Here is a 15718-nt window from a genome sequence, read left to right as displayed (position 1 = left end):
GTCTGTCTGGAAGGAACAGGTCCTCCTGTTCAACAGCATAGCCTGTTCTCGGCACAAAAATAAACGTGGAGGTGCAACAATCAGATCACAACCCCTGTTCTGAAAAATCGCGGTCCAACCGCTCGTACTGACCAAACCAGGGGTTGGCCTCCTCCAGTTGGGCTGCCAACTGCAGCAGTCCGGCCTCATTACCGTGACATGCACCAAACTGCACACCTACGGGTAACCCGCTCTCGCTCCAGTGCATGGGGACAGACATCGCTGGTGTACCAGTGAGGTTGGCAAGCTGGGTAAACGGTGTCCGGCCAAGGCTTTCCATGGCCAATTGATCCACCTGGCCGGTGCGATGCACTAATTTACCCGCTTTCAAGGCCAGCATCAGCTTACCCGCGAGCTTCATATGTACCGGGGTATCAAGCTCGCCAACACGGGCGGGCAACTGGCCCGTCGTCGGGCAAAGATACAGATCATAACTCTGAAAAAAGGCGCCCAATGCGCGGGCGAACTCGTTCCACTGCTGGCGTCGGCGAACGTATTCCGGCAACGGCATGCTGTCACCGAGCATTCCGAGCAGCCGGGTATCCAGCTCGAAGTCCTCATCTTTGGCACCAAACTGCTCCCGGGCCCGCTGCATCATCGCGGACACTTCACCGAAATAGAGTCCCAGATAGCAACGGGCAAGCGCCATACCGTCGAACTCGGGACGGGCATATTCAACCTTGTGGCCAAGGTTTTCCAGGATTCTGGCCGTGGACTCAACCGCAGCAACACATTCCGGGGCCACTTCGGTGTCGTACGGGGATGCCGTAAACACCCCGATTTTCAGGCTACCCGGAGATTTCTGGATCAGATCAGAATACCGCGCCGCAGGTGCCGGAATCACAAACGGGTCACCAGGCGCGGGGCCACTGAGAACATCCAGCATCGCTGCACTGTCTCGTACCGTTCGGGAAACCACGTGATCGGAGGAGGCTCCAGTCCAGGCTTCCCCCGCAAATGGACCATTAGAAATCCGGCCCCGGGAGGGTTTCAGTCCGAACAGGCCATTATAGGCCGCAGGAATCCGTATGGACCCACCACCATCATTGGCTCCTGCCATGGGCACGATGCCCGCAGCCACCGCAGCGCCGGAACCTCCACTGGAGCCACCGGGGGTCAGGTCCGGGTTCCAGGGGTTACGGGAAGGGCCCCAGAGCTCTGATTCGGTGACAGCCTTGAGCCCCAATTCTGGCGTCGCCGTACGCCCCAGAAACGTCAGTCCTCCGGCCCGGGCACGGCGCACGAATTCCGAGTCCTGGGGTGCCACATTCTTTGCCAATCCCCGGCTACCATAGGTACAGGGGTGCCCCGCCTGTTCCTGGGACAAATCCTTGAGCAGCATCGGGACACCGGAAAAAGGCGCACCCTTCGGGAAGTCCTGAGCCAGTGCTTCGGTGAATTGGGGATAGCAGATGGCGTTGATGGTACCGTTAACGCGTGTTGCCCGCTCAACTGCGGCCTCGCACACTTCCCTGGAGGATACATCGCCACGGCGGATCAGGTCGGCCAGGGCGGTGGCGTCATAGCGCAGGTATTCGGATTGTTTCATGTCGGGTTCCGTTTGTTATTGTGTAAGCGGGCAGGTCACGGATTGCACATGTATGAAATGCAAACTCAATAGCCTACGACAGGCAGCACTTATTTTCATCCTGGCAGCAGGTAGTTGCGGGCCAATTCACGCTGAACCCACCGATGATTCCAACCCGCCGGAAGATGAGGGATGGACCCGCGTGGTTCGCTCATCGCCCTATTGGACCAGCCAGGGGGTCTACAGCAACATCCTGACCGTTCGCCAGTGGGTGCTGAAATCCTCGGGCTACTGCAGTGATGTAAACAGGCATATCCTGTTTGATCTGCGTGGGCGTTTTCTCGCGTGGATGTCCGATGGTAATGACCGTACCGATACCCAGATACGTCTCAACGACATCCGCCGTTCCCTGCATGACGATGGCAGGGCAGAAACCTGGGTGGCGGGCGGGAGCGACATTACCGGATACCCTTTCGCCCTGGCCTGCGATCAGCCCCATGTGGATCTCAACGAAGCTATTGCCCGCTATCTGGGGACGCTGCCGGCAGACCGGATCTGGGGAGCCTGGGATGATCTGGCGTTCGCTTCCAGCGGGCAACCGGGCTCGCTGCATGAGGCACTGCTGTATGTATATGGCAAACGAATGGAACAGCAGCGACTGCAGCTGCCAACCGAGCTGCCGGTCTATCTCGCCGGCCAGCTTCTGATCGAGAGTGGCGGGCAGGCTCGCGCCCATTCCGGAGCCAATGCACGGGGTATTCTCCAGCTCTCGCCTTCCGCGCTGTCCGATTGCCAGATCAAGCCCCGGAACTACTGGCATCGCCTGGCTCAGATTGACTGCGCTCTGAAGCTGATGAATCAGAATGCGCGAAATCTGGGGCCAGCATTTGAAGAACGCTTCGGACATTTGCCAGAGGACAAGCGCAACCGCTTGTTTACGCTGCTGCTGATCCAGGCCTATCATGGCGGAGCTGGCCGGGTAGAATCCCTGATCAGCGATGACCTGCTTTCCAGGCCGGCCCGTTATTTTGCCGAACACCAGGAGCGCTTCACTGCCGGAGACATTGCCTTCGGTATGGTCTTCCACAACCTCGGGCGCGATCGGCTTGGCCTGGCGTCCCTGTACTACGTTGCGGATGTCGAACTCGCCACTCGCGCTCTGTGCCGAACCAACACCCTGAATGCCTCGGAATTCTGTAAATGGAACTGACTCTGCTACCGGACAGCCTGAGCCTGGCCGTCGCCATTTTCCTGCTCATCAGCTCGACGCTGACCTCCATGATCACCGCCAGCCTGGGGGCTGGTGGAGGGGTGCTGTTGCTGGTACTGATGGCAAGCTGGATGCCTCCGGCTGCGATCATTCCGGTCCATGGCATGATTCAGCTGGGCTCCAATGCGGGCCGGGCAGCCCTGACCCGGCAACACATCGACTGGAAGGTGATTGCCGCGTTTGCTCCAGGTGTGGTGGTTGGGGCTGGGGTGGGTGCCTGGCTGCTGGTCGATCTGCCCAGCCACATCTGGCAACTCACCATCGCGGCGTTCGTGCTTTACCTGTGTTGGGGACCGCCGTTGCCCAAAGGATCCCTTGGCAGTGCAGGCGTTTTTCTTGCCTCAGGGCTGACCAGTTTTATCAGCCTGTTCGTGGGCGCCACAGGGCCACTGGTTGCCGCGTTTATCAAACAGATTCATACCGACCGGTTTCGGACAGTCTCGACCTTTGCTACGGCGATGACCCTGCAGCATGCGCCAAAGGCGCTGGTATTCACCGTGGCCGGCTTTGTTTTTCCCGACTGGATTCCCTTCATCCTGGCGATGATCGTCGCCGGCTTTGGCGGAACCTGGCTAGGCCTGCACCTGCTGAAGACCCTGAGCAATCGCTGGTTCAACCATGCCTTTAATGTGGTGCTGACGGCCCTGGCCGTGAGGCTTATCTGGCTCGCAGGTGTATCCGCTGGCTGGTGGTAAGACTCAGCTCACGTCAGGCTCTTCAACGTCCGGCGGCGCTGGCACCACGATTGCCATGTTACGGCCCCGGGATTTGGCAATATAGGTTCCCTCGTCGGCCCGGGACACCACTTCCCGCGTACCGCTGTCCTGCGCCGTCATCTCAGTAACGCCAATGCTCGCAGTCACTCCGAAGCTACGGCCGTCCTGCTCAATGCGCAGCGCCTCGACGCCCACCCGGATTTTTTCCGCCAGAGCCTTCGCATGGTCGAGCCCGCAGGCGGGCAGGATGATCCCGAATTCATCGCCGCCGAGGCGCGCCACCGTGTCGGATTGGCGCACAGACGCCATGAACAGCTCCGCCAGCTGTTTCAGAAGATCATCGCCCAGCAAATGCCCGCCTTCGTCGTTAACGGGTTTGAAATAATCGAGGTCGATCAGAATCAGCACTGAACGGGCTTTCTGGCGTGGCGACTCACCAAGACACTTCACCAGTTCCGCCGTGAAGGCCCGGCGATTCGCCAGCTGGGTCAGGCTATCGTGGGTTGCCTCCCAGGACAAACGTTCCTCTTCACGCCGACGTTCACTGTCATCCCTGAGTACAAAGACCATGCGTTCGTCCGCCGTGCCCTTGCGAACGTGGAGCATTGTCAGGTCAATATCAAAGACCTCTCCTGCAGAATTTCTCAACGTGACATACAGGCTATCCATGTCGTCAGCCCCAAGGAAATCAGATCGCCCCAGTTCCCGTTCGGCATCCCTGATGACGGCTTGCTCGAAGAAGTTGACCTGAACACAATCGCCTCTGAAGCCGCCACCCAGAAACTGGCAGGCAGCCTGGTTGGCATACCGGATCTGGCCTTCAACATCGATCATCAGCACACCTTCCTGAAGTACACCCAGAATGTGTTCGGCACGCTGCTGCTCTTCCCGCAATGCGGTCTCTGTTTCCAGCTCCCGGGTAATATCACGGACCACCGTGATGGTACCCAATGCCTTATCCGGAGTTTCGATGACAGAAGTCATGACATCCCCCCAGATCAGCTGCTCATCATTCCGGCTCAGCAGCCGCAGCCTGCCCCGGAAAACCTCATGCTGTTGCAGAGACTTTTGCCAGCCGGACAACGCCTGTTCCCGATCCGGGGGGTAGATACTGTTACCCAGGTAAGAGTGCTGGAGGTCCGAGGCGGGGCGGCCGATCAGCTGTTCATAGGCCGGGTTGACGAATTCGATCCGCCCGAGCACATCGGTCTGGATGATGCCAATCGGGGCACTCTGTGTCAGCGAGCGGAAAAATGCCTCGCGCTCCGCCAACGACCCCAGCACTTCGTCCCGTTCGTCCATCACTGTATTGAAGATCTGGGCAACGTGGCGAATCTCCCGGCCTCCGGCAACACTGACCGGCGTAGTTCGCACTCCGAGATGGCGTTCGTTTATTTCATCTCCCAGTGTCGTCAGTGGCCGCATCAATCGGCGGAACACAAACAGCGCCACTGGAGCCATAACCGCAATAACCGCCAACAGGGTCCAGACAAAGGCATCGGCGGTCCTGGTCATCGGCGCGAAGGCCTCCCGGGTTGGCCAGACAGCGGCCACAAACCAGGGCACCTGAGCCATCTGCTGCACCGAAACGATGACTGCAGAACCGTCCTTGCTCTTACTGCTTTTAGTGCCTTCAAACCCCGACATGGCGTCACGCAGCACCGGGTTCTCTATCCGAACGGGCACCATCACTTCACCGGTACCGCCGTGAGCAAGCGTGGTTCCGGCCCGGGTAGCGATAGAGAGGTAGCCGGTCTCACCGATACGAACTCGGGCGAACTCCTGCATGAACTGCTCGCCTTCCAGCATGAGCGCACCTCCGATCATGCCGATGAACCGGTGACTATGATTGAACACCGGCGCTGCAATCATAATCGCAGGGGTATCCCGGTAGAGGGACAGGTAGGGCTCGCTGATGACCGGTGTATTGAAGTTGCCCGCATCGCGGAAGTAGTCCCGTTGGCTCACGTCCTGACCAATCAGCCCGTATTCCTCGGGAAACTCCGCCATGACCCGGCCATTGGAATCAATAAGGTAAAGCCCGTCAAACAGATGTTCCAGCGCGGTCTGCTGCTGGAGCAGAACCCGGGCCCGGGACTCGAACACCTGGGCATCCATGGTGAAACTCTGAGCAACATGATTGAGGATTTTCAGGCGGCTCGCGAGTTTTTCATCCAGCTCACTGGCCACCAGCCGGGCAATGGTAACTACCTGATTGGTTGCCTGCTGCTCAAGCTCCCCACGGCTCAGCAGAGCACCCACAATTGTGACTGTCAGCGCGGAAAGCACGATAACGACAACCACAAGGGCTACCGCCCGGTTTGCAAGGCTTTCGAACCAGTGTTTGATCACCACCGTCGATCAGCTCCGGTTATTGAGGACAGGTAATACAGGGAAAAAATAGAAAGCCTCCGTTCAACGCACCCAGCGCCAATCCACTATTCCGGTCTCAGATTGCACTGTATGAATTTTAACAAACCCTCCGGGAATGTCAGATCTACCACTTGCAAACTTACTGATAATCGTTACTATTTACGACTACACTTCCATGCTACTCGCGAGCGATCCCATGTCTGACACCGCCATGCTTTCTTCCTCGGCAATCTTCGATGGCCCCCTTGGCCAGCTCTTCGAGATGGGCGGACCTGTAATGATGGTTCTTGCTGTTATCGCCCTAGCCGGTTTCGTTACCTTCATTTATCTCATGCTCTGCGGTGCATTGTACGCACCCCGCCTTACCGGCAGACTCAAAAAGACCGTGAAACTTTGGCAATCCTCTCCTGACAACGTGAAGCCCGCGCAAGTCCGTCAGGAAGCAGGCACCTACGGCAGAATGAATCCCCTGCTGCATCTGGTGGCCAACACCATAGAAGCCCGCCAGGATGACAAGGACCCCGGCCAGATCCGCGAAACCGCCGCCCGCGACGCCCAACACGCTCTGGAACCTTTCGAAGCACCCCTGAAAATTATTGAGGTCATCGCAGCACTGGCCCCTCTCCTCGGCCTGCTAGGCACCGTTATGGGCATGATGGAAGCCTTCAGCGCCATGGCCGCCACCGAGGGTCGTGCCAACGCTACCCAACTCAGTGGTGGTATCTATGAGGCCCTGACCACGACCGCGGCTGGTCTGGTCATCGCCATTCCTTTCGCCGCACTGGCCGCCTGGATCGAATTTCGCCTGCGCCGTATTCACAAGGTCATCAACAGTACACTTGTGACCGTGCTCAACAGCCCAGCCCAGAGTGAGGCTCTGGTTCAACCAGACGCCACCGAAGCCCCGCTCGAACCCGAAGTGGTTGTACCTGAAGACGGGAAAAAGCCCGAAGGGTTCCAGATGCCGGCCAAACAGCAGCTCGCTCATGCAGCTGGTTGAACCCAGGCCCAGCCGCCCGATCCCTATCCGCATTACGCCACTGATTGATGTGGTGTTTATCCTGCTGGTGTTCTTCATGCTCACCAGCCGCCTGCTGCCGGTGGGGTATCTGGAACTGGGTAACAATACCAGCAAGCGTAATACGGTCACCGGAGAGCCCATCCCGGTTCTCACTGTTGATGTCGCTGGCTCGGTGCTCTGGAATCAGGACACACTGTCCCTCAATGACGCCATCAAGGAGCTGACTGCTTCGGGTATTACCGAAGTCAACGTCGGCACACAGCCAGACACCGGCCTGGGCCACTTCACCCGAGTACTCACCGGACTGGATGCCAAGGGCATCAAAACCCACTGGAAGCGGGCAACCGAAGCTAACCCATGAATAACCTGGTTCCACCACCTGCCACGTCCGGCAAGTCACTTATGGAGCGAGTGGAAGACGCACTCCTGCCACTCATCAATCTGGTTTTCCTGCTACTGATGTTCTTCATCGTTGCCGGCCAGATTGCCGACGACCCGCTACCGGAATTGCCAACAACCGCTGCCACCGATCAGCAACAACAGCCTTACGCAGATCTCGTGATCACCGAAACCGGCGACTGGCAGGTTGCCAGCGAGAAGGTCAACGCCGATCAGCTACTCGGCAAACTACCTGCTCCCAACCCGGATCAACCCCTGAAAATTGCGGCAGCCGAAACCCTCTCCATGGCAGACCTGGAATCCCTGTTCCGCCAGCTTGAGCAAGGCGGCTATACCGATGTCCTGCTGTTGACCGAGCCTGCCTCATGAATGACCGCTCCGGCAAGATCACCCGCGCCGGCCTGTTGCTGGTCGCCGTTATTATCACCTCATTCGTGGCCTACGCCGCCATTCCTGACAGGCCAATCGAGCTGAACACTTTGGGCGATGCCGCGATGAATACGGCACCCGCCATCAGGATAAGCCTGGCGGGCAAGTCGGAAACCGTCACCGAGCCCGAAACACCCGCACCGGCTCCGGCGCCCAAACCTGAACCCAAGCCAAAATCAAAGCCAGAGCCAGAGCCAGAGCCAGAGCCAGAGCCAGAGCCAGAGCCAGAGCCAGAAACGGTGGCGCAAGCGGCACCGATTGACAAGCCGGTGGCACAGGATGTGCCGGAAACCGCAACGCCTTCAGATGCCGCTCCATCCGCAAGCGCAACAGAAGGCCAGATGCAGAATCAGCAGGTACAACTCAACGCGGGTTCATCCGCCGCGGTGGATAACTACCTGACCCGGCTGAGCCGACACCTCAGCCGGTACTACGAGTATCCACGGCGCGCCCGCCGGCTGGGTCAGGAGGGGTCACCGGTTATCGTATTCCGGTTCAGTCGCGACGGGACACTGCTGGAACACGAACTGCGTACCAGCTCGGGCCATGAACTCCTGGACCAGGCGGCCCTGGACATGTTGCGCCAGGCAGCGCCATTGCCGCCGGTCCCTGATGAAATGACCGGGCAGGAATTCAGTTACGCCCTACCGGTGAGGTTTGCCCTGCGCTGAGGCTGCCCTGATCCAGGGTGCAGCATCCCCAACGAATCGCGCACCGATCAGGTGCGCCATCACCTGAAAACATTCGCCCGAAAATTCTCTCAACTCTCTCATAACTAATTGAGTTATAGAGGATAAGCCCTGCTTTCAGAGGGCTGGCACAGTCCATGCAGTCACTATAGTTAGTGAAGTCAATGTTGGCTTCGCACCAGGACAGACACTTAGACGACGGCGTCTACATGCACCTGCAGTTTTTGCAGGCCGCATGTGGCGCCGTTTTTTTGTGGCCAAATTTCAGGTGACGGGAGTTGTAAGCCCCTCACCAGCCACCTGAGCCAGAAAACCAGAGGAATCGATCATGTCTTACATCTTGCCTTCGGAATTCGTCACCAAAATGGTGGACGCCGGCGAATCCAAGATCTACATGTCCACCAGGGATACTCTGATCCGTGCCTATATGGCCGGCGCGATCCTTGCCCTGGCAGCAGTATTCGCAGTGACCGTCGCGGTGCAGACCGGGGTATTCCTCATCGGCGCCATACTGTTCCCGGTGGGCTTCTGCATGCTCTATCTGATGGGCTTTGACCTGCTGACCGGTGTATTCATGCTCACCCCGCTCGCTCTGTTGGATAAGCGCCCGGGCGTAACCCCGAAAGCCATTCTGAGGAACTGGGGACTGGTCTTTGTTGGCAACTTTGCCGGCGCACTGACAGTGGCTGTGATGATGGCATTTGTCTTCACCTATGGTTTCAACACGGACCCCGGTGCAGTCGGCAGCAAAATCGCCGGTGTCGGTGAAGCACGAACCCTGGGCTATGCCGAATACGGCGCCGCCGGCTGGGCTACCATTTTCATTCGCGGCATGCTGTGCAACTGGATGGTATCCATGGGGGTTGTAGGCGCCATGATCTCCACTAACGTAACCGGCAAGGTGATCGCCATGTGGATGCCCATTATGCTGTTCTTCTTCATGGGCTTCGAACACTCAGTGGTCAACATGTTCCTGTTCCCGTCTGCGATGATGATGGGCGGTAACTTCTCGGTCATGGACTATCTCATCTGGAACGAAATCCCCACCGCGCTGGGCAACCTGGTGGGCGGCCTCGCCTTCACAGGCCTGACCCTGTACACCACCCACATTCGGACCGCACCCAAGCGCCCGGCACCGGCGGCTCTGGACGCCTCCACCCTGGCCGGCGCCAATCGCGCCTGATCCGGAGGGCCCCGACTGCCGCACCGGTCGGGGCCAGCCTTCTTATGAGCACCCAACTGACTCTGGCGACAGGCCAGTACTCCGACAAAGGCCTGAAGCCCGTCAACCAGGACTTCCATGGAATGCTGATTCCCGACGGGCATCAGCTCACAACCAAAGGTGCCGCCATCGCTATGGCAGATGGCATCAGCTCCAGCGAAGTCAGCCAGGTCGCCAGTGAAGCTGCGGTTGCCGGATTCCTCAACGACTATTATTCGACCCCCGACAGCTGGCCGGTCAAACAATCTGCCGAACGGGTATTGCAGGCGACCAACGCCTGGCTCCATGCCCAGACCCGACAAAGCCAGTACCGCTATGACCGGGATCGTGGCTACCTGTGCACCCTCAGCGTGCTGATCCTCAAGTCAGCGTCGGCGTACCTGTTCAGTGTTGGCGATACCCGTATTTACCGGGTCAGTGGGGAACACCTTGAGCAACTGACCACCGACCATCGCCTCTGGCTGTCGCAATCCGAAAGCTGCCTGACCCGGGCCATGGGGATGGACCACCGGCTAGACCTCGACTGCTCAGTGGTCAGCATTCAGCCCGGCGACGTTTTCGTGCTGACGACCGATGGCATTTACGACTACCTCGACGGTAAATCGATCAGCCAACTCATTGCAGAACATGCCAGAGACCTGGATCGCGCAGCCCGGGCAATCTCGGACGCGGCTCTGGCCGCGGGCAGCGATGACAACCTGAGCGTACAACTGGTTCGGGTCGATGCCATTGCTACCAGTCGAGAGAGTACCGAGCTGCACAGGGCACTGTCAGAACTCCCGTTCGCACCAGAACTGGCCCCCGGACAGCTTCTGGATGGTTACCGCATCGTCAGGCAGATTCATGCCAGCAGCCGCAGTCACGTTTTTATAGCCACGGATATCGCGAGCAATCAGACCGTTGCTATCAAGACACCCTCCATGGAGTTTCGCCACGATGCGGAGTACCTGGAGCAATTTGCCGCCGAAGAATGGATTGGCCGCCGTATCAACAGCCCCTATGTTGTGCGCCCGTTCGCCCCGGAACGACAACGCAGCTGCGTGTACCTTGCAACAGAGCTGGTCGATGGCTGCACACTGAAACAATGGATGCTCGACCACCCCCGACCAACCCTCGAAACCGTCCGGGCCCTGGTTGAACAGATTGCCCGGGGCCTGCGGGCCTTTCACCGGCTGGCCATGGTGCACCAGGACCTGAAACCCGAAAACATTCTGGTGGACGCCAATGACAAAGTCACCCTGATCGACTTCGGGGCGACCCGGGTCACCGGCTTACAGGAGATGCACACCGCAGACGAAGACGGCCTTCCCAGGGGCGCAGCTCTGTACAGTGCACCGGAAACCTTCCTCGGGGAGCCTGCCAGCTGGCTCTCAGACCAGTACTCACTCGGCGTTATCAGCTATCAGTTGCTGACTGGCCAACTTCCGTTTGGCGCAGAGGTTCCCAAAATACGCTCGCTCCGGGACCAGCGCCGACTGACCTATCAAAGCGCCAGAGCACTCCGCGATGACCTGCCACTATGGTTTGATGACGCCATGGCGAGAGCCGTTCACCCAGACCCTCACCGGCGATACCCCGCATTGTCCGAGTTCCTCAACGATCTTCGCCAACCTGGCAGTGACTGGGAAAGGCGCCACCGGCCGCCACTGATGGAACGCCACCCCGTCGCCTTCTGGCAGACGCTGTCAGCCCTGCTGTTCCTGGCACTGCTGATGTCCCTGACGACGTCCTTCTGACCCGCTTTTGCCAAGCCATTTATTGCCCAGCCAGCAATCCCTCGCCTGAACATCGGGCACCAGCTTGCCCAAAGCCTTTTTCGTCGCAGAATAGAACCCATTACCCATTGATTAATAAAGGTTTTTATATCCTGGCACAGGGCTTGTTATACACCCGGCGTCCAGGGAAGAGCCCGGGGACACATTCATTCATCAGTCATGGAGCAGACTATGCCAACTCCTTGTTATATCAGTATCGAAGGCCAAACCCAGGGGCACATCACCGCAGGTGCTTTCACCTCTGATTCCGTCGGTAACATCTATGTGGAAGGCCACGAAGACGAAGTGCTGGTACAGGAATTCAGCCACGTTGTGACCGTTCCCACAGACCCTCAGTCCGGTCAGCCTTCAGGCCAGCGTGTGCACAAGCCGTTCAAGTTCACCTCTGCGCTGAACAAATCCACCCCGCTGATGTACAACGCCCTCGCCTCCGGTGAAATGCTGCCGAAGGTTGAGCTGAAGTGGTACCGCACCTCCGTGGAAGGCAAGCAGGAGCACTTCTTCTCCACCATCCTCGAAGATGCCACCATCATCGACATCAACTGCAACATGCCCCACTGCCAGGACGCCGCCAACGCGGACTTCACCCAACTGGTGACGGTGTCCCTGTCGTACCGCAAGGTGACGTGGGAACACGCTGTTGCCGGCACGTCTGGTGCTGATGACTGGCGTGCGCCGATCGAAGCGTAAGATACGTTTTGATGGAGGGGGCGGTGCGCACCATTCAGCGGCACACGCCCTCTCTCTGCATGATGGTGGTGCATAAACCCGTTCCGGCAACCCTCTCATAAGTTCCCTATCTGCCCTTCACGGCCCGCTTTTACAGCCTCTGGTATACCCTTTGCTTTAATTTCTTCAGTTTTTCATGTCCGAAAACGGCTGCTGGCAATGGCGTCACTGCTGAAAGAACAGCGATGCTGGCCAGCATCCCGCCGTCAGTCCTGATGACAGCCCTGCCTGCTTGAATCTGTTTCATAGCAGCCTGCTGTGCCACCCCAGTTCGCGTTCCTTCAGCGGTTTGCAACCCGACGGATTCCCAAACCGCTTTTGAACAGGTCCGTGCTATGAATAATCAATCCTTCCGCTTCTTCTCGTTCGAGGGGAAAACCCGGATTCTCCACCTGAGCTGGATGGCTTTCTTCATCACCTTTCTCGTCTGGTTCAACCACGCCCCATTGATGGCTGCAATCCGGGAAGAGTTCGGCCTGAGCGACTCTGAGGTCAACACCCTGCTGTTGCTCAACGTGGCCCTCACCATCCCAGCCAGAATACTGATCGGAATGCTGGTAGATGCACTCGGTCCTCGTAAGGTCTATTCCATCGTGCTGGTGGTATCCGGTGTTATCTGCCTGGGCTTTGCTTTTGCTGAAACATTTGAGCAACTGGCTATCAGCCGTTTCCTGCTTGGGTTTGTCGGAGCCGGCTTCGTCGTCGGCATTCGCCTGATCAGCGAATGGTACCCAGCCAGGGAAGTGGGTTTCGCTGAGGGTATCTATGGTGGCTGGGGTAACTTCGGCGCCGCCTTCGCCGGCCTGTCACTTCCTACTCTTGCACTGTTCTTCGGTGGAGAGCATGGCTGGCGATGCGCTGTCGGCACCACGGGTGTCATCGCCATTGCCTATGCCGCCGTGTTCTATGCCATGGCCCGCGACACCCCGAAAGGTTCCACCTACTTCAAGCCCAAGAAGAGCGGTGCCATGGAGGTGACCAGCAAGGGAGACTTTTTCCTGTACATGGCCGTAAACCTGCCGCTTTCAATCGCACTGGCACTGATCGTCTGGAAACTGGGTCCGTCCAACCTCGGCATGCTGAGCAACACAGTGACCTACGGTCTGTATGGTGTGGTTTTCCTGATGCTGGCATTCCAGCTTCTTCGGATCTGGCAAGTCAACGGCCACATCTTCAGCAAGCCGGTACCGGAATTTGATCGCTATCCGTTCAAGCAGGTGGCTCTGCTCAACCTGACTTACATGGCGGCATTTGGATCGGAACTTGCTGTCGTCTCCATGCTGCCGCTGTACTTCCTCGACACGTTTGACATCTCACCGGTACTGGCCGGCATGCTGGGTGGCAGTTTTGCATTGATGAACCTGATCGGCCGACCAGGCGGTGGTTATGTTGCGGACAGAATCGGACGAAAGCTGACCACGTTGATCACCCTGTCCGGTATTGCCGCCGGTTACCTGCTTATGAGTCAGATTAACAGCGACTGGCCATTGCCTCTGGCCGTATTGCTGGTGCTGTTCTGCTCCGTGTTTGTCCAGGCTGGCTGTGGTGCGGTCTACGCCTCCGTACCTTTGGTCAAGCGTCGGCTGACAGGGCAGGTCGCCGGCATGGCGGGCGCCTATGGCAACGTGGGAGGGGTGGTTTTTCTGCTGGTACTCTCTCTGGTTTCTCCATCAATGTTCTTCGTCGTCCTTGGATGCTTTGCCGTCGGTATTCTCGCCTTGGTGAGCATGTTTATGGATGAACCCAGCCCCCAAACAAGCGAAGTCATGCCTGATGGCTCAGTTCGGATGATTGAAGTCTCGTGACCATCCCGCTCCAGTTGAGGCTCGGCCAGCACAGCATCGCTGGCCGCAAGCCGGAAAATCAGGACAGTCTGGGAGCCTGCTATCCGGAAGGTGAAGCGCTGGCCATGAAGGGCGTCTGTGCGGTCATCGCCGACGGTGTCAGTGCTTCTCTGGCAGGCCGCGAAGCTGCAGAAACCTGCGTGAAAGGCTTCCTGCATGACTATTACAGCACGCCCGACTCCTGGAGCGTGGAAACGGCTGCCAGCAGGGTGCTCGGAGCCCTTAACCGTTGGCTTCATGGCCGGGGCCATGCCAGTCATGGAGATACCCGCGCCATGGTTACCACGTTCAGCGGGGTAGTCATCAAGAACAATCGCGCCTATGTATTCCATGTCGGCGACAGCCGGGTATACCTGCTCAGGGGCGGTGAACTCGAGTGCCTGACCCGGGATCACCATGTCATCGTGGGCGCTGACAAGCAGGCCCTGGCTCGCGCCATGGGGGTGGAAGTCAACGTCGAAATCGACGTCTGTCGCCTGGGGCTGGAATCCGGTGACCGCCTGATCCTTACAACCGATGGTATTCATGGCCACCTGAGCCAAGCGGATGTAAGGGCATGCGCCAGCACCGAAGATCCGGAAACTGCGGCCGAGCAACTGGTATCTGCCGCTTATGATAAGGGCAGCCCGGATAATCTCAGTGCTCAGGTAATTGCCATTGATCACCTGCCTTCGGAGGACCTCGAAGCCCACTACGAGCGACTTTCAGCGCTGCCCTTCCCACCACCACTGGATGCCGGTCAAAGCCTCGACGGCTACCGCATCGTCCGGGAGATCCACGCCAGCAACCGCACCCAGGTCTATCTCGTATCCCCCCCCGACGGCGGAGATCCGGTCATCCTCAAGACGCCATCTCCGAACTATCAGGACGACGCCGGCTACATTGACCATTTTATGACCGAAACCTGGGTTGCCAGGCGCATCAACAACGCCCATGTCGTCAAGGCCGTCCAACCGCCGGCACAGCGCCAGTGTCTTTACAGCCTGACCGAGTTCATCGACGGACCGACCCTGCGCGAATGGATGAACGACCACCCACAACCAGAACCCTCCGAGGTGCGAAATATCATCCGCCAGATCGCAGCCGGCCTGAGAGCCCTGCACCGACTGGAAATGATCCATCAGGACCTGAAGCCAGAGAATATTGTCATCGACCGCAATGGCACGGTAAAGATCATCGATCTGGGCTCAGTCCGTATTCGTGGCATTGAAGAAATAGATGTCCCCTGGGGGCGCGACACCTACCTCGGGACAGTTCGCTATGCCGCCCCCGAGTGTCTGGATGGGGACCTCTCCACTCCAGCCTCTGATCGCTATGCCCTCGGAGTCATCGCCTATGAGATGCTCACCGGGCAACTCCCCTATGCCCGCCCCCCCAAATCATCGGTCAGGCGCAAGCTGTATTACCGCAGTGCACGCCTGATCAACCCGGACTTGCCAAAATGGCTGGACGCCTGCCTCGAGAAAGCGGTCGCCCTCAGGCCTCTGGACCGCTATCCAGCCCTGTCGGAGTTCCTCCACGACCTGGAACACCCCAACCCGAAGCTGCTGCCCTCCAGATCAGCGCCGTTAGTGGCCAGGGTCTCCACAGACACCTGGCGTGCGCTGGCGCTGATCTCATGTCTGGTCAACAGCCTGCTACTACTTTGGCTGCTGGCAGGCCCCCAGTAGTAGCGTGGTAAGTA

Annotated in this window: 14 protein-coding genes; 11 read left to right on the top strand and 3 right to left on the bottom strand. The window is 58.5% G+C overall.

Features of this window, described 5'->3' with window-relative positions:
- Window positions 1-85: 85 nt before the first annotated feature.
- A complete protein-coding gene (locus tag FWJ25_RS08625; protein WP_149599859.1) occupies window positions 86-1588 on the bottom strand; it encodes an amidase in 1503 nt (500 codons plus the stop codon).
- A gap of 52 nt (window positions 1589-1640) precedes the next feature.
- Between FWJ25_RS08625 and FWJ25_RS08620 the strand changes: the two genes are divergently transcribed.
- Together FWJ25_RS08620 and FWJ25_RS08615 are read left to right on the top strand one after the other, a co-directional pair.
- Complete coding sequence (locus FWJ25_RS08620; RefSeq protein WP_149599858.1) at window positions 1641-2777, top strand: transglycosylase SLT domain-containing protein; 1137 nt, start codon at window positions 1641-1643, stop codon at window positions 2775-2777.
- Window positions 2768-3532: a sulfite exporter TauE/SafE family protein gene (locus FWJ25_RS08615; RefSeq protein ID WP_149599857.1), complete on the top strand. Its 765-nt coding sequence runs from the start codon at window positions 2768-2770 to the stop codon at window positions 3530-3532. The genes FWJ25_RS08620 and FWJ25_RS08615 overlap by 10 nt, the downstream gene beginning before the upstream one ends.
- Before the next feature lie 3 nt (window positions 3533-3535).
- Here the strand turns inward: FWJ25_RS08615 and FWJ25_RS08610 are convergent, their stop codons facing one another.
- Entirely contained in the window at window positions 3536-5908 is a 2373-nt protein-coding gene (locus tag FWJ25_RS08610) for a diguanylate cyclase domain-containing protein (RefSeq protein WP_306462856.1), read from the bottom strand.
- Window positions 5909-6122: 214 nt separating this feature from the next.
- Here FWJ25_RS08610 and FWJ25_RS08605 point away from each other — a divergent pair, with 214 nt between their 5' ends.
- The 7 genes from FWJ25_RS08605 (at window position 6123) to FWJ25_RS08575 (ending at window position 12151) form a co-directional block, all read left to right on the top strand.
- A complete protein-coding gene (locus tag FWJ25_RS08605; RefSeq protein ID WP_149599856.1) occupies window positions 6123-6926 on the top strand; it encodes a MotA/TolQ/ExbB proton channel family protein in 804 nt (267 codons plus the stop codon).
- Window positions 6913-7308, top strand: coding sequence for an ExbD/TolR family protein (locus FWJ25_RS08600; RefSeq protein WP_149599855.1), 396 nt, complete (start codon window positions 6913-6915; stop codon window positions 7306-7308). The genes FWJ25_RS08605 and FWJ25_RS08600 overlap by 14 nt, the downstream gene beginning before the upstream one ends.
- On the top strand, window positions 7305-7715 hold the full coding sequence (locus tag FWJ25_RS08595) for an ExbD/TolR family protein (protein ID WP_149599854.1): 411 nt from the start codon (window positions 7305-7307) through the stop codon (window positions 7713-7715). The genes FWJ25_RS08600 and FWJ25_RS08595 overlap by 4 nt, the downstream gene beginning before the upstream one ends.
- The gene (locus FWJ25_RS08590; protein ID WP_149599853.1) at window positions 7712-8446 is read left to right on the top strand and encodes a TonB family protein; all 735 of its coding nucleotides are present in this window, start codon (window positions 7712-7714) and stop codon (window positions 8444-8446) included. Before FWJ25_RS08595 ends, FWJ25_RS08590 begins: the two co-directional genes overlap by 4 nt.
- A 346-nt stretch (window positions 8447-8792) precedes the next feature.
- Entirely contained in the window at window positions 8793-9647 is an 855-nt protein-coding gene (locus tag FWJ25_RS08585; RefSeq protein ID WP_149599852.1) for a formate/nitrite transporter family protein, read from the top strand.
- A gap of 44 nt (window positions 9648-9691) precedes the next feature.
- On the top strand, window positions 9692-11422 hold the full coding sequence (locus FWJ25_RS08580) for a bifunctional protein-serine/threonine kinase/phosphatase (RefSeq protein WP_149599851.1): 1731 nt from the start codon (window positions 9692-9694) through the stop codon (window positions 11420-11422).
- 210 nt (window positions 11423-11632) lie between these two features.
- A complete protein-coding gene (locus FWJ25_RS08575) occupies window positions 11633-12151 on the top strand; it encodes an Hcp family type VI secretion system effector (RefSeq protein ID WP_149599850.1) in 519 nt (172 codons plus the stop codon).
- 130 nt (window positions 12152-12281) lie between these two features.
- Here FWJ25_RS08575 and FWJ25_RS19595 read toward each other — a convergent pair whose 3' ends face one another.
- Window positions 12282-12455: a hypothetical protein gene (locus FWJ25_RS19595; RefSeq protein ID WP_188093593.1), complete on the bottom strand. Its 174-nt coding sequence runs from the start codon at window positions 12453-12455 to the stop codon at window positions 12282-12284.
- Window positions 12456-12525: 70 nt separating this feature from the next.
- On the opposite strand from FWJ25_RS19595, the gene FWJ25_RS08570 reads away from it, so the two are divergent.
- Together FWJ25_RS08570 and FWJ25_RS08565 are read left to right on the top strand one after the other, a co-directional pair.
- Window positions 12526-13995: a NarK family nitrate/nitrite MFS transporter gene (locus tag FWJ25_RS08570; protein WP_149599849.1), complete on the top strand. Its 1470-nt coding sequence runs from the start codon at window positions 12526-12528 to the stop codon at window positions 13993-13995.
- On the top strand, window positions 13992-15704 hold the full coding sequence (locus tag FWJ25_RS08565) for a bifunctional protein-serine/threonine kinase/phosphatase (protein WP_149599848.1): 1713 nt from the start codon (window positions 13992-13994) through the stop codon (window positions 15702-15704). The genes FWJ25_RS08570 and FWJ25_RS08565 overlap by 4 nt, the downstream gene beginning before the upstream one ends.
- Window positions 15705-15718: the final 14 nt, after the last annotated feature.

Source organism: Marinobacter salinexigens, assembly GCF_008370345.1.
Lineage (GTDB): Bacteria > Pseudomonadota > Gammaproteobacteria > Pseudomonadales > Oleiphilaceae > Marinobacter > Marinobacter salinexigens.
This window is presented reverse-complemented; position numbering and strand designations above follow the sequence as displayed.